The sequence below is a fragment of the Halomonas caseinilytica genome (assembly GCF_001662305.1).
Taxonomy (GTDB): domain Bacteria; phylum Pseudomonadota; class Gammaproteobacteria; order Pseudomonadales; family Halomonadaceae; genus Halomonas; species Halomonas caseinilytica.
This window is the reverse complement of sequence record NZ_BDEP01000016.1, coordinates 350,376-372,819: the sequence shown is the minus strand read 5'-3', so window position 1 is coordinate 372,819 and position 22,444 is coordinate 350,376. Positions and strand designations below refer to the sequence as shown.

The following is a 22,444-nucleotide window of genomic DNA, read 5'->3' as shown; positions in this document are numbered from 1 at the left end:
GCGCGCTTGCGTATACCCGACGCGGGGCGTTCAGATGCCGCCCTCGTCATCGTGCGTCGATATCCCGTCGGGCTCGACCTGCTCGACCACCTCCAGGTCGAAACCGGAAAGCGCCGAGAAGCGCCAGGGCGAGCTCAGCAGGCGCATGCGTCCGACGCCCAGGTCACGCAGGATCTGCGAGCCGGTGCCGATAGTCAGGTAATTGCCCGCGCCATCGGAGTCGGTGGTACGTGGCGCCCGGCGGCGTTCGAGAAAGAGGTCGAGCAACTCATGAAGATCCTGACGGGGACGGCCGTCGTCGAGCAGCACGAAGACGCCGTGCTCGGCCTTCGCGATCTCGGCCACCGCCTCGTGAGCCGCCCAGCTGTCGTGCTCGCCCTTCTGCAACGACAGCAGGTCCCGCATGACGTTGACCAGGTGGACGCGCACCGTGGTAGTCGCTTCGGGATTCGGCTGACCCTTGACCAGGGCCAGGTGATGCGCGCCCTGGATGCTGTCCCGGAAGACATGCAGGGTCAGCTCGCCGTGCGGCGTCTGCACGGGCATGGCTTCCATGGGCTCGACGGTCTGTTCGTTGTGAATGCGATAGTGGATCAAATCGGCAATGGTACCGATCTTCAGGCCATGCTCATGGGCGAAGCGCTCCAGCTCCGGCCGCCTGGCCATGCTGCCGTCCTCGTTCATCACCTCGCAAATGACCCCACTGGGGTCCAGCCCGGCCAGGGCCGAGAGATCGCAGGCCGCCTCGGTGTGGCCGGCACGCCGCAGCACGCCGCCCGGCTCGGCCATCAGCGGAAAGATGTGCCCAGGCTGGACGATATCCTCGGCCCTGGCATCACGCGCCACCGCCGCCTGGACCGTGCGTGCTCGATCGGCGGCCGAAATGCCGGTAGTCACACCTTCAGCAGCCTCGATGGAAAGCGTGAACTTGGTACCGAAACCGGAACCGTTGTCGTTGACCATCAGGGGCAACTGCAAGCGCTCGCAACGCTCGCGCGTCATCGGCAAGCAGATCAGTCCCCGGGCATGGCGCGCCATGAAGTTGATGTGCTCGGCCTCGACCTTCTCCGCGGCCATGATGATATCGCCTTCATTCTCGCGATCCTCGTCATCCATCAGGATCACCATCCGCCCTTGGCGGATATCCTCGATCAGCTCTGGAATGGGGGACAGGCCCCGGGAAGAGGAGTGCACCATGGAGTCTCCGTAATTGAGCGTGGCGGCTGTCGCACCAGCAAGACGCGGGCGTCGCCATCGGGCGTCGCCCGATTCGAAACCGCGTCAGGGTACCGTGGCAGGAACGCCGGCGCCAGTAAATCGGCGCATGGATGCGGGCATGGCGTCAGGATGACGTCGCCTCCCGGGCGCGTTGCCGAGGAGAGGCGATGATCCGCCAGTCGTCACCGACGGCACGGATATCATGAATCTCCAGTGGCCGCTGCTCGTCCATGCGCGTCAACCCAGGCAGCTCGAACAGCGGTCGGGCCTCGCCGCCGAGCAGGGTCGGCGCCACGAACAGTTGCATCTCATCGACCAGGCCAGCATCCAGCATCGCCCCGGCCAGGGTGGCACCCGTCTCCAGCAGTATTTCGTTGGCCGACTCATGAGTGGCGAGATGCGACAGCAAGGCGGTCAGGTCGACACGACCACCCTCCTCTGCCGGCAGCACCACGATCTCAGCCCCGGCCTGCTCGAGCCGCTCGCGATGTTCACCATCATAGCCTTCGACCGTCGCCACCAGCGTGCGTCCCGGCTCGCGCAGACAGGCCGCCGCCAGCGGCAAGCGCAAGCGGGAATCCACCACCACGCGCAGCGGTTGGCGGGTAGCAATCGCCTCGGCATTGTCCAGTTCGAGCTGCTCGGCGCGCACGGTGAGCCGCGAGTTGTCGAAGATGACCGACTCGACACCGGTCATGATCACGCTCGAGCGTGCCCGTAGGCGCTGCACCTCACGCCTGGCGCACGGGCCAGTGATCCACTGAGACTCGCCGGAACGCATCGCCGTGCGTCCGTCGAGACTCATCGCCATCTTCATGCGCACGAAGGGGCGCCCCCGGGCCATGCGCGCAATGAAGCCGGGATTGAGCTCGCGCGCCTCATTCTCGAGCACGCCCTCCTCGACCTCGATCCCCGCTCGACGCAAGCGCTCGATGCCACGTCCTGCCACCAGGGGATTGGGATCGCGCATGGCCACGACCACCTTGGCCACCCCAGCCTCGACCAATGCCTCCGCGCAAGGACCGGTTCGCCCCTGGTGAGAGCATGGCTCGAGGGAAACATAGGCCGTGGCTCCACGCGCCGCTTCACCGGCATTACGCAAGGCATGAATCTCGGCATGGGGCTCGCCGGCACGCTCATGCCAGCCTTCGCCGATGACTCGCCCTTCCTTGACCAGGACACAACCGACACGAGGGTTGGGCGCGGTGGTATAGAGCCCATGGCGAGCCAGCCGGAGCGCGCGCGCCATCCAGCGTTCGGGCGGTGTAGGCGACATCATGATTCTCCCGATTCATCGGGCCGGAAGCTGGGCTCCTGGGCCAGGCGATCGATCTCGGCGCGAAACTCGTCAATATCCTGAAAGCTTCTGTACACCGAAGCGAAGCGAATATAGGCCACCTGATCGAGGCGCTTCAGCGCATGCATCACTTCCTCGCCGACATCCCGGCCATGCACCTCGCGCTCGCCACGGGCCCTGAGGGTCTGGCGAATGCGCTCGACGGCAGCCTCGATGGACTCGGCGCTGACCGGCCGCTTTTCCAGGGCACGGAGCATCCCGGCACGCAGCTTGCTCTCGTCGAAAAGTTCCCGGGAGCCATCCGACTTGATCACCCTCGGCATGACCAGCTCGGCGGTTTCATAAGTGGTGAAACGCTCGCTGCACCCTGCGCACTGACGTCGACGACGTACTTGATCACCATCCGCTACCAGACGTGAATCGGTCACTCGTGTGTCATTGGCGCCACAAAAGGGGCAGTGCATAGCGATCACCCAGTATTGATTGAAGAAGTGACGTGTCGCCGTATTGTAACGGCTTGGCGTCGAAGCGCCCAGTTGCATGCCCGACACTGGCATCATGCGCCACCGTTCGGGAGTCGAGTGCTTCTTTTTCTACCTACAAAAACGGAGATGCCAATGGCACCTCCGCCTTGAAACGCCTGCTGTCATACCGACTCAAGCGGCGATGAGTCACGAGAAGGCCAACTTCAGCCTTCAGGACATCCCATCATGCCGTATCACTAGCAAGCATTCTTATGCACAAAACCATGAAAGATGGTCAACCAGATAATTTTCAGGTCGAGTAAAAGTGACCAGTTGTCAATGTACCATAAATCATGTTCGACTCGCTTCTCCATTTTCTCTATTGTATCCGTCGCACCGCGAAACCCATTCACCTGAGCCCAGCCAGTAATACCAGGTTTCACCTTATGGCGCTTCATATAAGATTCTATGAGATCCTTGTAATGCTCATTATGCACAAGCGCATGAGGCCTTGGGCCGACAATTGACATCCGCCCTTGCAGTACATTGTAAAATTGCGGCAACTCATCCAGGGACGTACGCCTGAGGAAAGCGCCGAACTTGGTCACACGAGGATCACCTCGGCGCGCCTGGGTCACATGACCATTGGGCTCCTCGTGGACTTCCATGGAGCGAAACTTATAGACCTCAAACCTCTCCCCATTGACCCCAGCACGATATTGTTTAAATAAAACGGGGCCAGGGCACTGGCATTTGAGAATGATCGCGATAACTGCACATAGCGGCAACGACAGCAACAGAAAAAGGCTCCCGAGCACAATGTCTTCCACCCGCTTGAAAAAGCGTGCCGTTTCCGTCATGGGAGTGACGCTCAAGTCGATAGAAAAACGACCTGCGACTTCGCTGACGCGATGGTTCAACAACTGCATATCCTGAAACTCGGGAAGAAAGCGCACCTCAGCCGTTTGATGGCGCAAGGCAAACATGATCTCCCGTACGGTTCCCCCCATTTCCAGGGGCAGGCACAGCCAGACCTCTCTTGCCCCAGATGCTTCCACACGACGCGCCAAGTTTGCCAGACAGGCCCCATCCGGTGCCGCTCCCAGGCGCTGCACCCCCGAAATGGCAAAACCTTCCCCCGGCGACCGACGCATTCCGCGTGCGACGTTGAGCAGATTATCCTGTGGACCAACTAGAAAGACACCACGAAGGTTCTTCCCCGAGGCTCGTGCCCGTTTCAAGGATATCATCACGAGCACACGAAAACCGGCAGATACCAAAAACGAGAAGAGCAGCGTCATACCCAGCCACAGCCGGGAATAGCGGACGGAAGCTTCCGCCAAGTAGATGATCGACGTTGCCAGGAGCGTCACGACAATCCAGATAAAAAGAAGGCGAAACAAAATGCTGGAAAGCCGGGTCGTTCGCCATCTCACATAGGCGTTATCAATAAAATTCGCCATCACGACAAAGACAGCGATAATGAGCATGCCAAGCAGAAAGCGATCATGCACATCGGTCGATCCAAAGCGAATGCAATACGCCAAAAAACCGGAGCCCATCACCCCGCCCGCATCTACCAATGGAACAAAGACCTGCGCGGGAAAACGCTCCGTTATAACTTTTCCATTTCTATCGCCTTGCATCAAAAAACAACGCCTCAACTCTATACAAATCAGAAAATCATAAACTCACCGCTACCACAAGAAACCCTACAACATTCCGACAATATCACTCGCCATCCTTTTCATTATAACATCCCGCCGATAATCCATTACAAATTCATTGCGCGAGCACGCCTCTAGTGAAAGGCGACCAAACTCTTCCAAGGCAGAATCCACATTGCACGACTCAAAGACAGCGATATTGGTGATATTTTTCTGAAAAAAGCGAGCAGTGAAGGAACAGACCCCAGCCCATATCGGTTTCCCCGTCGCCGCATACTCAAATATCTTCGATGGAATCACCCGCTCGAAGCAAGGCATATCGTTCAAGTGAAGAAAAAGCACATCTGAGGCATGATACTCTTCCAAGAGCCGATCTCTTTTTACTGGAGATCGGACCTCTACATTTCTTACACCTTTCTCTTTCAAGACCTTCTCAAGCAGCGCACGCCGCCCGCCATCTCCTATCACTATAAAATCGGCCCGATCCTCCAGGCGCTTCGCCAACCCAGGCAAAATACGGTCAAGCCCTTGCCCCATTCCAATGTTTCCCGCATAGAGAACTCTTAATCGCCCTTTCTCCACCGGAGAAAACGAAGAACTTTCCTCCGCATCTATCGAAGGATTTTTAGGAAAAGAACCAGCTGCCCAGTCTGCAAAAACCGGGTCCACCCCGTTCGTATGCCAAGTGAAGCATTGGGAAGGGTAACGTGGTGCGAAATAACCTTCGAACCCCGGTGATGCCAGATTGACGATCGCCGCCCGCCTCACAGCCCAACGCTCCAATGCGCCGAAGAAGCGCATACCGAGCCACTGCGAACCGCGCGGAAGGAGGAACGGAAGATTCTCGATAAAGATATCCCGAATATCCAGATACAGCTTGGCTCGGCATCGTTTTGCAACCCATGCCCCGAGCACCGCTGTCATCAGTCGGGATGACGTTGCTACAACGATATCGTAACTTTCCCTCCGAGTCTTTTTCAGTACCCGCCTGGCATAGCACAGAAAAGCCAGAGATTGGTCCAGCATTCCACTTTTATGGGAAGGTAATGGTATACGATGAATCGTCAGGTTGGCATTTTCTTCATACTCAACCGCAGTCGTCGAAAACGATGCATAACGGTTAGGCAATGTCGTGACTACATCCAGGCTCGAATGGTCAGGAAGCTGGTCCAGTAATGCCTGGACGAGAGCTTGTGCTCGAAATGATCCCGCACTCAAATCCGGCGGAAAATAAAATGTCAGCAAAAGAACTTTCAAACGGCACCTTTTCAATATCTTTCAAACCGAAGCTGCAAAGCGTCTACCCACTGATATTTCACGAGCCTCATAGGTTCTTGCAGTTCCGAAAAAGACCCACCACTTTCAACACCTGAACACATCACGGCATCGCCATAACCTGACAACAATTTTCAACAAAAAGCTTTCCCAAAAGACTGCTTCTCCAGCACCTTAAAAGCCATCACCTTTTGTTGCGTCATTTCATATCCAAAAAATCACAGAAAAACCCCAACTCATCATCCATTCCTAAACATCACTTAGCGGAATATCCTTTCTTCCCCATTATTTCCTCTAGACACTGCCTCGCCAGTACCACAAAGTCACTGGCCATTTTAAATTTCTGGTTATTGATATGCGTTTCGATCACAGAGATCAGTCCACACAAGCGCACGGCATGCCAATCTATATCATTATGCCGAGAAGAGCTTAGCACTTTCTGAAGATGTCCAACCTCCAACTCGGGTACCGAAAGGCCAAAGCCGACAGGCTCAATACTCCATCGCTCCCAATGGAGGCAAACCACTTCATCGCCAACAGTGACTAACGAGTCATTCGTTACATCCGGAGTCACATAATGCAGAGGAAGATCAACAAGCACGGCAACAACGTGAGCAATAAAGTCAGAAGCCTCCCACCCTTCCAAGGAAGAAGAAAAAACATTAAGTGACAAGGCGCTATACCACCCCTTTACTCTATCAGGAAGCAGAAGGTGAGATCGAAAATATTTTTTTAATATTTCATTATCGGGCAAGCAGCTAAAGCTTTCCCTCCTAAACAAGTCACGACGCTCTTTAAATTCCACAAAGCTTGGCACCTCTGCTCCTTCAGGGATAGTATAAAAATGAGCTTTAAACCCCCTAACCTCTGAGACAAAAAGAAGATCCAGTGAAGGAAGGGTTTCTTCATGCCCCGTCAACAGATCACATTCCCGAACGGACAACAGGTGGTGCCTTCCTGCATATAATTTAAGCAAAAATCTCTTGGAATCATAAACAATCAAGAAAAGAACAATATCAACGATTGATGATTGCAAAAAGACAACTCGAGGAACCCCTTCTCCTGTACCCAGAGCCCCATGTGCTTTCATGACATCATCAAGCGTGCTCGTCCAGAAGAAGGATTCCGCGGAGCCAATGACTTCGACAAAGGGTTCTTCACGTGAATTAAGAGAGGTAACCGGCGCATGATCCCGTAAAAAAAGAGCGTTAATCTTCTCTTTTTGCCGAAAAAGAAGGACAGCGTCCAGGGTAGAATTCGTCAACCTCTGAAAAAGCTGACGAACGAGAAGAACCGCAACAAGAGACAGATAAACATTCACCTCACCAAGATAGATGATATGAAGAACCATCAACCCAAATACAAAAAGAAACAACACCCCATAAACCTGAGAAACGGAAGAGTGCAAGGAAGTAGAAAAACTCTCGACTACCCTATCACTAACCCGAAAGGCCAGTGCCACAAAAAGGAAGCAGGCAACAAGCAAAAGCGCCACTATCCAAAACAATGCATGATAAAAAAACCAAAACAGCAACAATGAAACCACAAGAAAGAAAAGCCCCGCCAACAGGCTCCCAAACCTATGATAGGCTCTCCTTGCAACTTCATCCTGATCGGAAAAAAGTGTCAACTTAGAGGATGATGCAACAACTTCATTCCCACCCCTTGACGACAGAGTTTCTGCATATCGATTCGCAGCGAGAAATACAAAGTATGACCCTATGGAAACGGCCACCAAAATGGCCAGAAGCTCTCCAAGAGTGACTCCTGGAAACACATGGGCAATATACGAAGGGACTTCATCCGCATTAAGCAGAAAAACCACCTTCAGCGGGAGAAAAAAGGATACGACCATCGCCATTTGCGACACCAAGGCTGAAACCGCAGAGCCAACAAGGCAATAGGGGGAAATGGCCAACACCCTTTTATAGGGGACAACAACCCACTTCAAAAAAGTTAACGTCAAATAGAAAAAGCTTCTGTCAGGCATCCCCAAACTTCCTTTCCAGAAGTTTATGCATCACATCCATATGACTTTCCTGATCACCACTCCTTGACATGAGAATGCGCCCAGACTCATCGGAATCACTAATCTTATGCAAAACACTTCCTTCTTCGACAACAGCCCAAACATCTGACTCACTTCCCATGTAATCACTCAACTTCGAAGGGAGGTAAGGGTTAATACTCTTCACTTCAGAAGTGATGGCATCATTCACCAGGAGACAATCAAACTGGTTCGTCAATGCCAAGAAATCGACAAAGGCAACATAACTATTTACAGAAACATTCCTGGAAATACCTAGCGACAACGCTTCAGAAAGCACCTTCTCTCTATCCGACGTGAACACATGGAAATGTATCCTTCCTAGAGACCCACTAAACTTACTCAGGAGCGAAAATATTTCTGACAACCCCCGTGTTGCATAAAACCCACCAAAGTAGGCAATATTCACAACATCTTCATCCAGCTCATACATGGGGTTTGATATGTTATAAAACTCTTTGGGCAGGCTTGGATGATGCTGAACTACACTTTTTGCCTTCACAGATGAAATTTCTTCAGATGTCAACCCAGAATATGACAACATGTACTGAAGCTGGTTCTCGTTCGTGAATATTATCTCATCCGCCAAGGTATATACTAGAAACTCACACCAGAAAAAAAGGTTTTTCGTCTCAGGAACCTCAATACCTCGTTTTGACAAAGCAGTAAGAACGCCACTACTTTTTAGCCAACCGAGCTCCAACTCAACATCTCGATCGTTGCCATTCACATCCCTGAGAATCGGATCAGAAAATTCAGCTCGCCAGACAACGTCAGGCTCCCGAATCTTATGGAGCACGGCTGCAAAATGTGATGCGACCCACATCGCCCTACTATAAATAACCTGATAGGGCTTTCTCGATTTTTCAATCTTTAGCACTGACTTCTGTGCATTATCTGCAAAATGCTTTATCTCAGGCCAGCTAGAGAAGCTCGGTCGTCCGTTAATTGTAATCTGTCGACCAATAAGTCCTGCTGTAATTCTGTCAAGCCTGTCATCAACATCCCTGACGCCTGCCATGGTGTTACACACTACATCTACGGGGACGCCCTCTTCGCGAATCCGTTTGGCCATCACAATTCCAGCTGTATCAACATATGGCGCAAAACAGTACGAGTAAACAATGACTTCGCTCAGACTAGATGCAACATGCTTATCATATCTGAAATTGACAGGCTCCATTTGCACAAGAGATGCATATCGCCCTACTTCATCTCGATGATTCTCAAGATAGGTTTGCATGAAACTAGATTGTGCCATAATCTTTGACACAAGAAACTCCCTGCCTTCCTTATCACCAACAAAGGGCAGGCACCTATCAATCGACTGTATGACCCCTAGTCGTTGCTCAACATTAAAATCAAAGGAGGCTGGTTGCCGAGACACGGATTGAGAAGAGAGGAAGCGATAGTAAGTCGCTTTAGATCTAACAGGCGAAAGGTTTATACCAGGAGAAAAGCGAGTTATATAACGTGTAAAATAACAGACATCTTCACCACTACGGAGTTGTGAATTGTAACAGAGCTGAGATGCCAGGCTTGTAGGAAGCATCTTGCAGGCATTCATGGTCAAGACAGAAGAGATATCAGCATACCGGCATGCTTTGTAATTCTTTGCATTTTCGAGCTGCTGATTTATAACATTATCGTGGACTTCACCAGACGCATCCACGTCCAACACCGAAGCAATTGAGATGTGATCGTAAGAACCACCCCTCCACATGCTCTCGAGGTAGTTCTCTGATACGAAATCATCATCGTCAACAAATGTCGTATACTCGAAGACTGCTGAAGAGAGGCCCAGATTTCTTGCATTTCCTGCACTGGGAACCTCGGTTTTCAACACCTTCACATCCAGATCTGGGTATTGCTTCATGAAATCAGCAATCAGGCTCTCGCTACTATCTGGATAGCCATTCAGCACCACAATAACTTCATACCTTTCGCTCTCCAGCGTTTGGTTCGCCAAGTAATTCAAGCAGCGAATAATAGTTCCCTCTCCCTTATAACTGGGAACAATGACGCTGACGCCTGGAGACAACGTTCGATATCGAACTTCAGAGAACTTTTTGGCGCCCTCATCAAGGGAACCGCTATCACTTATTCTAAATTCAAGCTTCAGTCCATCACACGATGAGCTCGATACATGATGGACAAAGGACAAGCCCAAGGAATCATTCCCTATATATGCATGGGCTGAACGATAGCTATTGACAGGGGACTTAAGTTCTCGAGAGCAAAGGACCTTTCCCTTCCGCGTCAGCTCATTTACAGTAATGGAGAACTCTTCATCGAGTGAAAAGGGAGGAAGCCCACTATCAAACGGAAGGAAAAATTCGAAAACCTCACCAGCCGCAGCACTCAGCTGCTTACTCTCGAGAAAGTTCTTCTGAAAGGCGTCAACCTCAAGCGATTCGGTTTTCCTTCCCGAATCGTAAAACCCCACCCAAAGCTGATCGTATACCGGCCGGTTATCAACAAGATCTTCTTCCCTTTCAGGCTCCCCGCCCACTTCCTGCCCGATCTTCTTGCTCTGCCTTGACTTATACTCCATGTAAATTTTCAGCAACCGCCACGGAAGCCTGACAAGGCCTCGCGGTGTTCTTGAATTCACAACTAAAGAGCCAACCCTATAGGTAACAGAACCTCGAATTGCTTTTATCTGATTCTCCGACGCAGATAGATGAGAACGCAACGATCTCAATTCTTCTTCTAGAGACTCTTTTTCAGCCCGCAGTTCAACAATCTCTTCCCTAAGAGACTTTCTGCTAGATTCATCACGACTCATCTCGCTTCCCTTGGTCACTGAAGAACTCTTATCCACGCCAGACATCTCTTCCAAACATAAATCTCAAGCCTATAAACTCAATACTAGGCCTACCAATGTACCGAAAAATTCTTTGCGAAAGGCAGTGACTGAGACGAAATCATTTTCCATTCCATCGCCACGATAACGTAAAGGCCAAACCATCACCTATTATTTTATGAGCTCTCAAGCTGGACTATATTTTCTTACACGCACATCGTTTGACTAACCCCACCTGAGGCCTCGCCCTCCTCTTCCTGGCGATATCCTGAAGCGCGATTACAACTCACCAGGTAACTCACTTAAAAACTTTTGCGATTTTGGAACAACCAACAAGGATCTGTTTCAGGACATCTGCTTCATAAGCACTCAAACAATCGATGCTTTCAGGATCGGTATGACATGCTTTATTAAAACAAAAGGGAATAACTTGTGAGATTTGACTAATTATATTTCGTTCTGGCAACGAAACTCATCGCGGCCTAGGCCCAGTTTCTCAGTACAACCTTTCAATTGCCGGACTTATAGACCGTTTTCCAAAGCGTCATACCACTTCACCCCATTAGACACCAGAGCAAAGGCCAAAAGAAATCTCATGCTCATTTAGGCAATAAATAGTGCATTGGCTTATAAGTCAAAACAATATCCCCCACATTCTATCAGAGAATTCGTAACGTCTTGCCATTCCTTACCTACGCATTCTCGAAATGAGGAACATTAAAAACCAAACCTTTCAAGCCCTAGGCATGAGCGCATCCCCGAGATATGTAGATAAAAATCTATCAAAAAACTGAAACGCCATCAAAAAAACTTACCAACAGATGTATAAAAACCTCACATTTCACAAAACATAAGCACTAGCTCTTACACATTTTACCTAGCTTTCAGGCCTTCCAGATAGTTTTTTTTCGAGTTTCCTCTCAACGTCCTATCCCACCCAAACACCTCGACTATCGACAAGATAATCAGGCCTAGTCTTCCCAACAGCAGCCTGTTTGAATTCTTTATGGTCAACCAATAATACCACCACATCAGCCGTATCCAAAGCGACTTTCTCGTCAACCAAACTTCCGCTATCCAATGTACCACTTGGCAAACATTTAATATTCGGCTCCACGATCAACGACTGACCTGGGTGGGTCGCCACAATGGTTTCCGCAATCTTCAACGCCGGGCTTTCACGCAGGTCATCAATATCGGGTTTGAAGGCTAACCCAAAACAGGCAATGGTCACATCTCTGGCAGTCTTGTCGGGATTTTCCTTCAAGTACTTACCGACAGTTTCATTGACCTTGTCGACTACCCACTGGGGCTTCCCATCATTCACTTCACGGGCTGTGCGAATCAGTCTCGCTTCTTCTGGTGTCTCACTGACAATGAACCATGGATCCACAGCGATACAATGCCCTCCCACCCCAGGACCGGGCTGGAGAATATTTACACGCGGATGTCGGTTGGCCAGTCGGATCAATTCCCAGACACTGATATCCAGTTTATCGCAAATAATGGAAAGCTCATTGGCAAATGCAATATTGACGTCCCTGAAGCTATTCTCGGTTAGCTTTGCCATTTCAGCGGTACGAGCCGTCGTCGTAATGCACTCCCCTTCCACAAAGATCTTGTAGAGGTCCGTAGCAGCCTGAGAACACTTGGTAGTCATCCCCCCAATAACGCGATCATTTTCCACAAGCTCACGAATAACATGGCCAGGGAGCACACGTTCTGGGCAATGTGCTATACGAATATCCGATTCCTCACCATGAGTCTGAGGAAAAGTCAGGTCTGGTCGTGCTTCGGCGAGCCATTGGGCCATACTTTCCGTGGCACCGACAGGCGATGTCGATTCTAGAATGACCAGGTCACCTTTCTTGAGCACGGGTGCTATAGATTCACTCGCGGCTTTTATATAAGTGAGGTCCGGCTCATGGCTGGTATATTCAGGGTTTGTCTTGAAAGGCGTAGGTACAGCAACGAGAAATGCATCCGCTGGCTCGGGGGACGTCGTCGCCCTCAGTAGACCTTGTTCCACGGCAGCGTGGACTATGATATCGAGCTCGGGCTCGACGATATGAATCTCACCTCTGTTGATCGTATCGACAACATGCTCACTAACATCTACACCAATGACCTGTTTTCGCCGTGAAGCGATGACTGCCGCAGTAGGTAAACCGATGTACCCTAAGCCAATTACCGAAATAGTATTGAATTCCATTTACCGAGTTCTCGACAACTATTTTAATGAATGGGGAGTAAAATTACCGATTCGCCAGTACTTCCATGATCCTCTGACAGGCTTTCCCATCACCATATGGATTATGGGCATAGCTCATTGCTTCATAGGATTTCTTGTTCTTGAGTAAGCTATCTAGCTCACCTACAATCTTATCAACATCAGTTCCAACGAGCTTTACGGTGCCAGCCTGTATGGCTTCCGGACGCTCAGTTGTTTCTCGCATCACCAGCACCGGTTTGCCAAGCGACGGGGCTTCTTCTTGGATACCGCCGGAATCAGTCAGAATCAGATAGGCGCGGTTCATCAAGTAAACGAAGGGCAGATAATCCAGAGGCTCAATCAAGTGGACATTGTCGATGTCCGAGAGTAGCCGATTGACCGGCCCTAGTACATTCGGGTTCAAGTGCACCGGATAGACGATTTGACAGTCAGGATGGCTCACTGCTGTATCATGAAGCGCTTGGCAAATACGCTCGAAACCGCCACCAAAACTCTCTCGTCGGTGTCCTGTCACCAAGATCAACTTGCGATCAGCGTCGAGGAAATCAAACTGTGTGGAAAACTGTTGTTGGAAGCGACTGCTGTCCTCGAGTTTACGAACCACATCCAGTAGCGCATCAATCACGGTGTTGCCGGTGACATGCACCTTCGTCGGGACAACACCCTCCTCCAGGAGGTTCTGCCTAGAGCGATCAGTGGGCGCGAAGTGCAGCTCGGCCAAGGCTCCGGTGAGCTTGCGATTGGCTTCTTCGGGCCAAGGACTGTAGATGTTTCCCGTGCGCAGACCGGCTTCCACGTGTCCCACGGGAATCTGCTGGTAGTAGGCAGCCAAGGTAGTGGCGAAAGTGGTCGCTGTATCGCCATGTACCAGTACGATATCCGGCTTTACCTCGCTCAGTACGCTTTTCATGCCCTGCAGAATGGCCGTGGTCACGTCTGTGAGGTCCTGGCCAGGCTTCATGATATTCAGATCGTAATCGGGGGCAAGAGAAAAAAGATCCAGTACTTGATCAAGCATCTCGCGATGCTGCCCAGTCACGCATACCTTTGCATCAAAGCGCTGATCATTGGCTAATGACAGCGCCAGCGGTGACATCTTGATCGCCTCCGGGCGCGTACCGAATACACACAAGGTTTTGATAGGCATAATTCGTTGAATATTATCTTAGAGGCTAAACTTTCAGTAAGGATGGGACCATCTTGTAGCTTCGATGGTTACGCAATTGATTGAGCAATGCTGGCCGTTGATATCCGTCGCTTTTTCCAAGGCCATTTGACAACCGAAAAGCTGCTGCAGATTGGAGCGACAAAAACGGATAAACGCCGACTTTTGAGTTTCCATACCCGAACGAGTACGACGTCTTCAGCCCAAGAGCTAACACAGGTTTGCACGCTACCGCCCGGAGATTGTTCCGGGCTGAATCTCTTACCCTTAAAGCACCGACGCTCATCGGTGCCAGCTTGTCTGTTGCCGCCGGTTGCCGGTGTTCCGCAGCCCTGCCTGGTGGCAGGGTACGGCGCCCTGTCTTCTTCGGTTCGCCACGAGGCACACCCGGCAAATGGGCACCCTGAAACGAGAAAGACGCCCAGCAGGGCGTCTTAGGGTACCATTTTCTAACAGACTGTTACCGGTATACGGGCAGCCGAGCACACACTTGTTCAACCTTGGCCTTCACCTCGGCCTCGATGGCAGCCGTGTCTTCACCCTTGACCATGACGTCGAGGATATCGCAGATCCAGCCGGCCAGCTCGCGGCACTCGGTCTCGCCGAAGCCGCGAGTGGTCACTGCCGGCGTGCCAATGCGCAACCCGGAGGTCACGAAGGGGCTCTGCGGGTCGTTCGGCACGGCGTTCTTGTTGACGGTGATATGGGCACGCCCCAGGGCGGCGTCCGCGTCCTTACCGGTCAGGCCCTGCTTGACCAGCGACAGCAGGAAGAGATGGTCCTCGGTGCCGCCAGAGACGATATCAAAGCCGCGCTCGATGAACACGCTGGCCATCGTCTGGGCGTTCTTCACCACCTGCTGCTGATAGGCCTTGAAGTCGGGCTCCATGGCCTCCTTGAAGCAGATCGCCTTGGCGGCAATGACATGCTCCAGGGGACCGCCCTGCCCGCCGGGGAAGACAGCGGACTGCAGCTTCTTCTCGATCTCGGGGTCATTCTCGCTGGAGAGAATCAGGCCGCCGCGGGGGCCACGCAGGGTCTTGTGGGTGGTGGTGGTCACCACATGGGCATGGGCCATCGGGCTCGGATAGACACCGGCGGCCACCAGGCCGGCGATGTGGGCCATGTCGACCAGCAGATAGGCGCCGACCTCATCGGCAATCTCGCGGAAACGGGCCCAGTCGATGATCTGCGAGTAGGCAGAGAAGCCGGCGATGATCATCTTCGGCTGGTGTTCGCGCGCCAGCCTGGCGACTTCGTCATAGTCGATGCGGCCGCTCTCGTCGATGCCGTACTGCACGGCATTGTAGTGCTTGCCGGAGAAGTTGGGGCGGGCACCGTGGGTCAGGTGACCACCGGCGTCCAGGCTCATGCCGAGCACCGTATCGCCCGGCTTGACCAGGGCCTGGAAGACGGCACCGTTGGCCTGGGAGCCGGAGTGCGGCTGGACGTTGGCGTAACTGGCGCCGAACAGTTCCTTGGCGTAGTCGATGGCCAGTTGCTCGACGACATCGACATACTCGCAGCCACCGTAGTAGCGCTTGCCAGGATAGCCTTCCGCATACTTGTTGGTCAGCTGGCTGCCCTGGGCTTCGAGTACCCGGGGGCTGGCGTAGTTCTCGGAGGCAATCAGCTCGATGTGAGCCTCCTGACGCGCGCTCTCCTTCTGCATCGCATCGAACAGGGCATCATCGAAACCGGCAATCTGCATATCACGGCTGAACATCGGCGCAAGACCTCGCATCACGGGAAAATCGGAGGCGCTCATCATACCCCAGCCCATGACGGCTTTCACATGAAAGGCCGTCATGGTTGAGCGCATCATTTCTCATGCGCGCTTGAGAAATTCTGAAGGCACCTTCCACGCGGTCAGCGGGTGTGCACTTGCATCGACAGCTTGCTCGGCAGCACCAGCGGGTCGTCGGCCAGAGCGTCCAGTTCCTGCTCGTCGCCTTCCGGCAGGGTGAAATGCACGACCAGTTCACTGGCCTTGCCTTCCATCATGTCGACCAGACCACCGAGCAGTGTGGCGAATTCCGGACCGAACAGGCTGCCGAGTCCCTTGGCCTGGGTACGCGCCTGCGCCATGAACTCATCCTCGCTCATGCTCTGGCTGGTCGCGATCACCGCCGGCAGACGACCGAACAGACCAAGATCGGTCAACGTCGTCTCGACCTCGCCGCCCAGCAAGGTGACATCATCGAGACCATCCACCTCGGCAAAATAGCTCGCCGGATCCGCACCTTCCGGCAGACGGGCCGGGGTCTCGCTGTCGAAGGTCCAGCGGAAGGCATCATCGGCGGTCACCCGGCTCTTGCCGAGCAGCATCGCCCGGGTATCGTCCAGCGCTTCCCACTGCCCATCGAAGGCGGCATCGAGCGAAAGCTGACCGCTGCCGCCGGTGAGCACATTGCTCATCATGCGTAGACGAGTGCGCTTCTCGGCCGGCGCCAACTCGATCATGCGCGCCAGATCAAGATCGAGCGATTCCAGCCACAGGCCGCCGGCACCATCCGACATGTCGCTCTCGACCAGCAGGCGATCCAGCGTCGCCGCCAGGCGCTGGGCCTCGATATTCAGATTCTTCAGCTCCATGCGGTCGGCCCGCGCCTCGGCCTGGCTCTTCAGGTCGCGCAATCCCTCGATGTTCAGGATGCCCAACGTGAACTTGCCATCGCCGATCTCGCCGAATGACTCGCCGCTGCCGGCGATATCGGTTGCCTCCAGGCTGCCGATGGTATCCTGGGCAAGATCCCTGGCATGCAAGCGCTCGACCGTCAGGCGAGGATTGGTGACGCTGCGCGCGCGCTCCCCGGCCGTACCGAGCACGGTGCGACCGCTGCGCTCGATCACCAGCCCTTCGGCCGTCAGCTCGGCGGCCTCGAGCCCATCGGCCAGCACACCCCGGGGCGAAAGCACCGGGCGAGAAGGCTCGACGACCACCAGCCGGCGCGCGGTAATCGTCCCCGCCTGGCCGTCGGTGACGCTCAGGCCCTCCAGGACCACTCGGTCGGGATCATCGTAATCCCCCTCGACGACATAGCGATCGACATGCACTCGCCCGCCCCGGTCACTGACGTACTCCAGGTCCTCGGTACGGGTCTCGCCGCCCAGCATGCTCTCGGAGATATCTCCGATAGTCAGCTCTCCCGGCTGGTCGGCGAACAAGGCACGCAGATCTGCCTCGAACTTCTCGGCATCCGCCAGGGCAGGTCCAGCACAGGCCAGCAGCAATGCTCCCAATACCACGGCACGAGCTCGCTTGCGCGGCATGAATCCTCTTTCCATTGCACCCAGCTCCTTTGGTGATTTGTCACCGTTGATACCCCGCAGACGGCGCCACGAATTCCGAGTATGCATGATCTCGACGACGCTGGCGTGATGCGGCGTTCACCTTGCCGACACCTCAGGTCTCCCCGAGCAGGCCGAGACTCGCCGCCGGCGCCTGACGCCTCAGCCCCCGCGACAGCCACTGGCCGATTCCCCCGACCAGCAGGACGCCGCCCAGCGGCAACCAGCCCCACAGGGCAGGATGCCAGCGTGGCGCCAGATCCAGCCAGGCGACGTAGATCCCGGCGGCGGCCAGTTCCACCAGCAGGGCCGCCAACAGGCCGCTGGCCAGCCCCTGCTGGGCGAACTCGGCCCCCTGGATACGTGACAGCAACCGATTGCCGGCCCCGAACACACGCAGCAGCCCGGCCTCGTGCGCCCGCATCGGCATGCTGGCCACCAGGGCGGCGTAGAGAACGCTGACACCGGCCAGCAAGACGAAGACCAGTACCAGCTCCACCGCCCTCGTCACCTGATCGAGCACCTCGCGGACCCGCGACAGGATCGACTCGACATCGAGCAGCGTCACGGCGGGAAAATCCCGCACCAGATTGCGCAGCAACTCGCGCTCGCCGCCATCGAGATGAAACGCCGTGATGTAACTGTGGCCGAAGTCCTCCAGTACGCCCGGCGGGAAGATGACGTAGAAGTTGGGTCGGAAACTGTCCCAATCCAGGTCTCTCAAACTGGCGACGCGCCCTTGCAGCGTTTCGCTGCCGATCGAGAACGTCATGGTATCGCCGAGCGTCAGCCCCAGGCGCTCGGCCAGCCCGCTCTCCAGCGAGATCGGTGCGACAGGGTCGGCGGCAACGGCTCCCAGCCAGCCTTCTGCCGTTGATGCCGACGGCGCGAACCAGTCGCCGGCCACCAGCCGATTGCCGGTCGGCAGATCGGCACGCCAGGTCAGATTGAGCTCGCGACGCAAGACGTTGTCGCCACGCGCCTGCTCGGGAACTGCCTCCAGTGGCGGCTGTCCGTCGATGGCAGTAATGCGCCCACGCACCATGGGATAAAGTGCACTGCGGGCATCGGCGGTTCCGGCCAGCGCTGCCTCGAAGGCATCGCGCTCGGCAGGTTGAATGTTGATGGCGAAATGGTTCGGCGTGTCCTCGGGCAACTGAGCGCGCCAGGTATCGAGCAGATCGCCACGTACCAAGGCGATCATGCCCATGGCAAACAGTGCCGTCGCGAAGGCCAGCAGCTGGCCTAGGCTGGCGGTACGGCGCCGTGCCAATTGCTGCCCGCCCAGTCGCAAGGCCCGCCACAAGCCATCATGAGGCGCCGCCTGACGTGGCAGGTGCGCGCAGAGCCTGGCCAGCAAAGCCAGTAGAACACCGCCCAGCCCCCAGAGCGCCAGCAAGGCCGCCAGCCCGCCGACCAGCAGCCCCAGAGCCAGCACGCCATCGCCGGAATACAACCACAACAGGCCACCGAACACGCCGGCGGCCACGGTCACGACCCACCAGGCCGAAGCTGGCAATGGGTCGAGTTCCCGGCGCAGCACCTTCAGGGCGCTGACGCGGCGCAGCCGCAGCAGGGTCGGCCCGGCGAAGCCCATCAGCACCGCCAGGGCGGTGAAGATCCCCATGCCCAGCGGCAGGATCCCCGGTGGCGGCAGCTCGATCGGCATGACCGCCCCCAGCAGGGCCAACAGCGCCGCCTGTCCGGCCAGCCCCAGCACGGCGCCGAGCAGCGAGGCCGCCAGGGCCAGCCACAAGAGCTGCAGCACGAAGATCCACACCAGCTCGCGTTGGCTGGCACCGAAGCAACGCAGCAAGGCAGCGGTGTCCAGATGCCGCTCGACATAGCGACGCGTCGCCATGGCCACGGCGACCCCGGCCAGCAGCACCGCCGCCAGCCCTGCCAGGCTCAGGTAGCGATCGGCACGCGCCAGGGCGCTGCCCAGCCGGGGCCTGTCCTGGCGCACATCCCGCACCTCGACGCCCTCGCCACGCAATCGCTCGAGCAGCGGCGCAACCTCCTCCACAGCCTGCGCCGGCCCTGCGGCCAGCAACTCGTACTCGATGCGCGAGCCTTCCTGCACCAGCCCGGTGGCCGGCAGATCATCGACATGCATCATCAGGCGCGGATTGAAGCTACCGAAGCCGGCCGAAGGATCGGCCTCCCGCTCGATCACCGCACCGACACGAAAGGTGGCGCTTCCCACCCGCAGGCTGTCACCGCTCTGTAGATCCATCAGCATGGCCAGCCGGGGCGCGATCCACACCTCGCCACGCGGCGGCCCGGCGGCCACCTCCTCGACCTTGCCGCCCCGCGAGACGCGCGAAGCGCCGTAATGCGGATAGACATCGTCCACCGCCTTGAGGCTGACCGATTGAAAGGCATCGCCCCGACTGACCATCGACACCATGTCGACCTGGTCGGACAGGGTCAGCCCCGCCGCCTCCAGCGTCTCGCGCAGTTCGGCCTCGAAGGGGCGAGACTGCTCCAGAACCACATCGCCACCCAGCAACTGGCCCGCCTGCCGCGTCAGTCCCCGATCCAGGCGATCGAGGAAGAAGCCGATCATCGTCGAGGCAGCCACCGCCAACGCCAGCGCCACGAACAAGGCCCGCACATCCCCGGAGCGCAGGTCGCGCTTGAGCCCGCGCCAGGAAAGACGCAGCAGTCGCCCGCTCATGCACCGACCTCTTCACGTGCCATCTCGACGAGCTGCCCCTCCGCCAGACGCAGGCAACGATCGCAGCGCCGCGCCAGGGCATGGTCGTGGGTCACCAGCACCAGGGTGGTCCCGGAGGCGTGATTCAGCTCGAACAGGGTGTCGATGATGCGCTCACCGGTCGTGGGATCGAGATTGCCGGTGGGCTCGTCGGCGAACACCAGCTCAGCCCCCGTGACGAAGGCCCGAGCCAGGGCGACGCGCTGCTGCTCGCCGCCCGAGAGCTGCTTGGGCAGATGCTCGAGCCGCTCGCCGAGGCCGACCCGCTCCAGCCAGCGCCGAGCTCGGGACTCAGCATCCGTCACTGCCGTGAGTTCCAGCGGCATGAGCACGTTCTCCAGCGCCGTCAGGGTCGGCAACAGCTGGAAGTTCTGGAACACGAACCCGACCCGTCCGGCGCGCAGTCGGGCTCGGCCGTCTTCATCCAGTTCGCCTAGGGACTGGCCGAACATCGCGAGCTGGCCGGCGCTGGGGGCGTCCAGCCCGGCCAGCAGACCCAGCAGGGTCGACTTGCCCGCTCCGCTCTGACCGAGGATGGCCAGGCTTTCCCCCGGAAGTACCGCGAGATTCAGTTCCTGCAGGATGGTCAATTGCCGTTCGCCGCTGACGACCTGCTTGGTCAGGCCCTCGGCGTGTAGAATCGGCACCTGGGCATTCTCGTGCGAGGAGTTGGACATGCTGCAGCATTCCCCCGTTGGTCGAGTTCGCAACCCCCATTGGCAGCCCCTGCGGCTCGTCTGGCTGGCTCTGGTACTGTGCCTGGTCGCGGGGCCGATGATGGCGGCACCTCGCCCCCTGATTCTGGTGATGGGCGATAGCTTGAGCGCCGCCTATGGTATCGAGCGCGAGGACGGCTGGGTCAGCTTGATGGCCGATCATCTGACGGGCAAGGCCCGGGTCGTCAACGCCAGCATCAGCGGCGAAACCACCGCCGGAGGCAAGGCGCGGCTACCCGAGTTGCTGAGACAGCACGACCCGGACATCGTTCTGCTCGAGCTGGGCGGTAACGACGGTCTGAGAGGACTGCCTCCCAGCCAGATGCGCGCCAACCTGGCGGCCATGATCGAGGCCAGCCAGGCATCCGGCGCCGAGGTGGCCCTGCTTGGCATCGACATTCCGCCCAATTATGGCCAGGCCTATCGCGAGGCCTTCGGCGACACCTTCGCGGCGCTCGCGAAGCGCTACGACATTCCCCTCGTTCCCTTCCTGCTCGACGACGTGGCCCTGCAGGATGGATTGATGCAGGACGATGGCATTCACCCCACCGCCGCCGCCCAGCCTCAGATACTCGACAACGTCTGGCCGGTGCTCGCCGCGCTGCTGGAAACCTCCGGCATCGACCTCGCCAGCCGCCCGCAGTGAGCCTCAGGACCGTGCATCGGCAGGTTCCACCGGCGCCTTCTGCCGTTGCTGCAGACCGAGTCCGCCGAGAATGAGCACCAGCCCCAGCAGCGTCGAGGGCAGGATCGGCTCGCCCACGATGAAGAACAGCAGCACCAGCGATATCGGCGGCGACAGGAAAATCAGGTTGGAGATCCTGGCGGTACGCGAGACCGTGCGCATCGCTAGTTGCCAGAACACGAAGGCAATGCCCATCTCGAACAGTCCTACATAGATGCCCGCGGCAAGCCCGGTAGCGCCGACCCACTCCACCTCGGGGCCCATCAGCAGAATCAGGGTGAGCACCGGCACGCCGACGCTGAAGTTCTGCCATTGCGCCACCAGTGGTGAACGCCGGTCGCGGGTGTTGAGCAACCAGTACAACGCCCAGATCAGCGTCGAGACCAGCGCCAGGCCGACGCCCAGCGGATCGGCGAAATCCACGTCGAGAACGCGACCCCGGGTAGCGATCACCCAGACGCCGGAATAGGCGATCAGGCCGGCCAGCACGTCCATGCGCGTGAGCCGCTGGCCGAGTATCGGCACGGCGAGAAACGCCATGGTCAACGCCCAGGTGTAGTTGAGCGCCATGGCCTCCTGGCCCGGCAACCGGTCATAGGCCGCAAACAGCACCAGATAATAGGCCACCGGATTCATCAATCCGGCCCAGGCGGCGGTGCGCCAACCATGACGCAGGGCCTCCGGAAACTGACCGCGACGCCACACCAGCCCACCGATCACCGCCCAGGAGACCAGTGAAGCGATCCACATCAGGGTCAGCGGCGACATATAGCCAAGCGCCACCTTGAAGGCAGTGGCCACCGTGGACCACAACCCCACGGCACCGAGGCCGTAGAGGATGGCACGACGATCCGATGTCAT

Annotated in this window: 15 protein-coding genes; 1 reads left to right on the top strand and 14 read right to left on the bottom strand. The window is 56.4% G+C overall.

All coding sequences use genetic code 11. The annotated features are described in order from the left end of the window. Positions 1 to 30: 30 nt before the first annotated feature. From ribBA to A9O65_RS11620, 13 genes are all read right to left on the bottom strand, one after another. Positions 31 to 1,197, bottom strand: a complete 1,167-nt coding sequence (gene ribBA, locus A9O65_RS11680; RefSeq protein ID WP_064699478.1) for a bifunctional 3,4-dihydroxy-2-butanone-4-phosphate synthase/GTP cyclohydrolase II — start codon at positions 1,195 to 1,197, stop codon at positions 31 to 33. 145 nt (positions 1,198 to 1,342) lie between these two features. After that, on the bottom strand, positions 1,343 to 2,497 hold the full coding sequence (gene ribD, locus A9O65_RS11675) for a bifunctional diaminohydroxyphosphoribosylaminopyrimidine deaminase/5-amino-6-(5-phosphoribosylamino)uracil reductase RibD (RefSeq protein WP_082919997.1): 1,155 nt from the start codon (positions 2,495 to 2,497) through the stop codon (positions 1,343 to 1,345). After that, positions 2,494 to 2,979 carry a transcriptional regulator NrdR gene (gene nrdR, locus A9O65_RS11670; protein WP_064699770.1) on the bottom strand — a complete coding sequence of 162 codons (486 nt, stop codon included), beginning with the start codon at positions 2,977 to 2,979 and terminating at the stop codon, positions 2,494 to 2,496. The genes ribD and nrdR overlap by 4 nt, the downstream gene beginning before the upstream one ends. A 257-nt stretch (positions 2,980 to 3,236) precedes the next feature. Then, on the bottom strand, positions 3,237 to 4,625 hold the full coding sequence (locus tag A9O65_RS11665) for an undecaprenyl-phosphate glucose phosphotransferase (protein ID WP_064699480.1): 1,389 nt from the start codon (positions 4,623 to 4,625) through the stop codon (positions 3,237 to 3,239). Between the two features lie 66 nt (positions 4,626 to 4,691). After that, a complete protein-coding gene (locus A9O65_RS11660; protein WP_254783077.1) occupies positions 4,692 to 5,891 on the bottom strand; it encodes a glycosyltransferase family 4 protein in 1,200 nt (399 codons plus the stop codon). 286 nt (positions 5,892 to 6,177) lie between these two features. Then, complete coding sequence (locus A9O65_RS11655; RefSeq protein ID WP_064702177.1) at positions 6,178 to 7,911, bottom strand: hypothetical protein; 1,734 nt, start codon at positions 7,909 to 7,911, stop codon at positions 6,178 to 6,180. Further along, entirely contained in the window at positions 7,904 to 10,792 is a 2,889-nt protein-coding gene (locus A9O65_RS17005; RefSeq protein ID WP_175473439.1) for a glycosyltransferase, read from the bottom strand. The genes A9O65_RS11655 and A9O65_RS17005 overlap by 8 nt, the downstream gene beginning before the upstream one ends. A 910-nt stretch (positions 10,793 to 11,702) precedes the next feature. After that, positions 11,703 to 12,986, bottom strand: a complete 1,284-nt coding sequence (wecC, locus tag A9O65_RS11645; protein ID WP_064702175.1) for a UDP-N-acetyl-D-mannosamine dehydrogenase — start codon at positions 12,984 to 12,986, stop codon at positions 11,703 to 11,705. A gap of 43 nt (positions 12,987 to 13,029) precedes the next feature. Next, positions 13,030 to 14,148, bottom strand: a complete 1,119-nt coding sequence (wecB, locus tag A9O65_RS11640) for a non-hydrolyzing UDP-N-acetylglucosamine 2-epimerase (RefSeq protein ID WP_302846707.1) — start codon at positions 14,146 to 14,148, stop codon at positions 13,030 to 13,032. A 484-nt stretch (positions 14,149 to 14,632) separates the two neighbouring features. Further along, complete coding sequence (gene glyA / locus A9O65_RS11635) at positions 14,633 to 15,898, bottom strand: serine hydroxymethyltransferase (RefSeq protein WP_064699771.1); 1,266 nt, start codon at positions 15,896 to 15,898, stop codon at positions 14,633 to 14,635. A 143-nt stretch (positions 15,899 to 16,041) separates the two neighbouring features. Then, positions 16,042 to 17,445 (bottom strand): hypothetical protein, encoded by a 1,404-nt coding sequence (locus A9O65_RS11630; protein WP_064702205.1) that lies wholly within the window; start codon positions 17,443 to 17,445, stop codon positions 16,042 to 16,044. A 133-nt stretch (positions 17,446 to 17,578) separates the two neighbouring features. Further along, a complete protein-coding gene (locus A9O65_RS11625) occupies positions 17,579 to 20,143 on the bottom strand; it encodes an ABC transporter permease (protein ID WP_064702173.1) in 2,565 nt (854 codons plus the stop codon). After that, a complete protein-coding gene (locus A9O65_RS11620; RefSeq protein ID WP_064699485.1) occupies positions 20,140 to 20,859 on the bottom strand; it encodes an ABC transporter ATP-binding protein in 720 nt (239 codons plus the stop codon). The genes A9O65_RS11625 and A9O65_RS11620 overlap by 4 nt, the downstream gene beginning before the upstream one ends. On the opposite strand from A9O65_RS11620, the gene A9O65_RS11615 reads away from it, so the two are divergent. Then, a complete protein-coding gene (locus A9O65_RS11615; protein WP_064702172.1) occupies positions 20,858 to 21,544 on the top strand; it encodes an arylesterase in 687 nt (228 codons plus the stop codon). The genes A9O65_RS11620 and A9O65_RS11615 overlap by 2 nt on opposite strands. Positions 21,545 to 21,547: 3 nt before the next feature. On the opposite strand, the gene A9O65_RS11610 is transcribed toward A9O65_RS11615, so the two are convergent. After that, positions 21,548 to 22,444, bottom strand: coding sequence for a DMT family transporter (locus A9O65_RS11610; protein WP_064702171.1), 897 nt, complete (start codon positions 22,442 to 22,444; stop codon positions 21,548 to 21,550).

What these genes read in the sequence shown, in the direction of transcription:
- A9O65_RS11655 (WP_064702177.1), bottom strand. Translation starts at nt 7,911, where the DNA reads ATGCCTGACAGAAGCTTTTTCTATTTGACGTTAACTTTTTTGAAGTGG.
- A9O65_RS11665 (WP_064699480.1), bottom strand. Translation starts at nt 4,625, where the DNA reads ATGCAAGGCGATAGAAATGGAAAAGTTATAACGGAGCGTTTTCCCGCG.
- ribBA (WP_064699478.1), bottom strand. Translation starts at nt 1,197, where the DNA reads ATGGTGCACTCCTCTTCCCGGGGCCTGTCCCCCATTCCAGAGCTGATC.
- A9O65_RS11615 (WP_064702172.1), top strand. Translation starts at nt 20,858, where the DNA reads ATGCTGCAGCATTCCCCCGTTGGTCGAGTTCGCAACCCCCATTGGCAG.
- A9O65_RS11625 (WP_064702173.1), bottom strand. Translation starts at nt 20,143, where the DNA reads ATGAGCGGGCGACTGCTGCGTCTTTCCTGGCGCGGGCTCAAGCGCGAC.
- ribD (WP_082919997.1), bottom strand. Translation starts at nt 2,497, where the DNA reads ATGATGTCGCCTACACCGCCCGAACGCTGGATGGCGCGCGCGCTCCGG.
- A9O65_RS11630 (WP_064702205.1), bottom strand. Translation starts at nt 17,445, where the DNA reads ATGCCGCGCAAGCGAGCTCGTGCCGTGGTATTGGGAGCATTGCTGCTG.
- A9O65_RS11610 (WP_064702171.1), bottom strand. Translation starts at nt 22,444, where the DNA reads ATGACATCGGATCGTCGTGCCATCCTCTACGGCCTCGGTGCCGTGGGG.
- glyA (WP_064699771.1), bottom strand. Translation starts at nt 15,898, where the DNA reads ATGTTCAGCCGTGATATGCAGATTGCCGGTTTCGATGATGCCCTGTTC.
- nrdR (WP_064699770.1), bottom strand. Translation starts at nt 2,979, where the DNA reads ATGCACTGCCCCTTTTGTGGCGCCAATGACACACGAGTGACCGATTCA.
- wecC (WP_064702175.1), bottom strand. Translation starts at nt 12,986, where the DNA reads ATGGAATTCAATACTATTTCGGTAATTGGCTTAGGGTACATCGGTTTA.
- A9O65_RS11620 (WP_064699485.1), bottom strand. Translation starts at nt 20,859, where the DNA reads ATGTCCAACTCCTCGCACGAGAATGCCCAGGTGCCGATTCTACACGCC.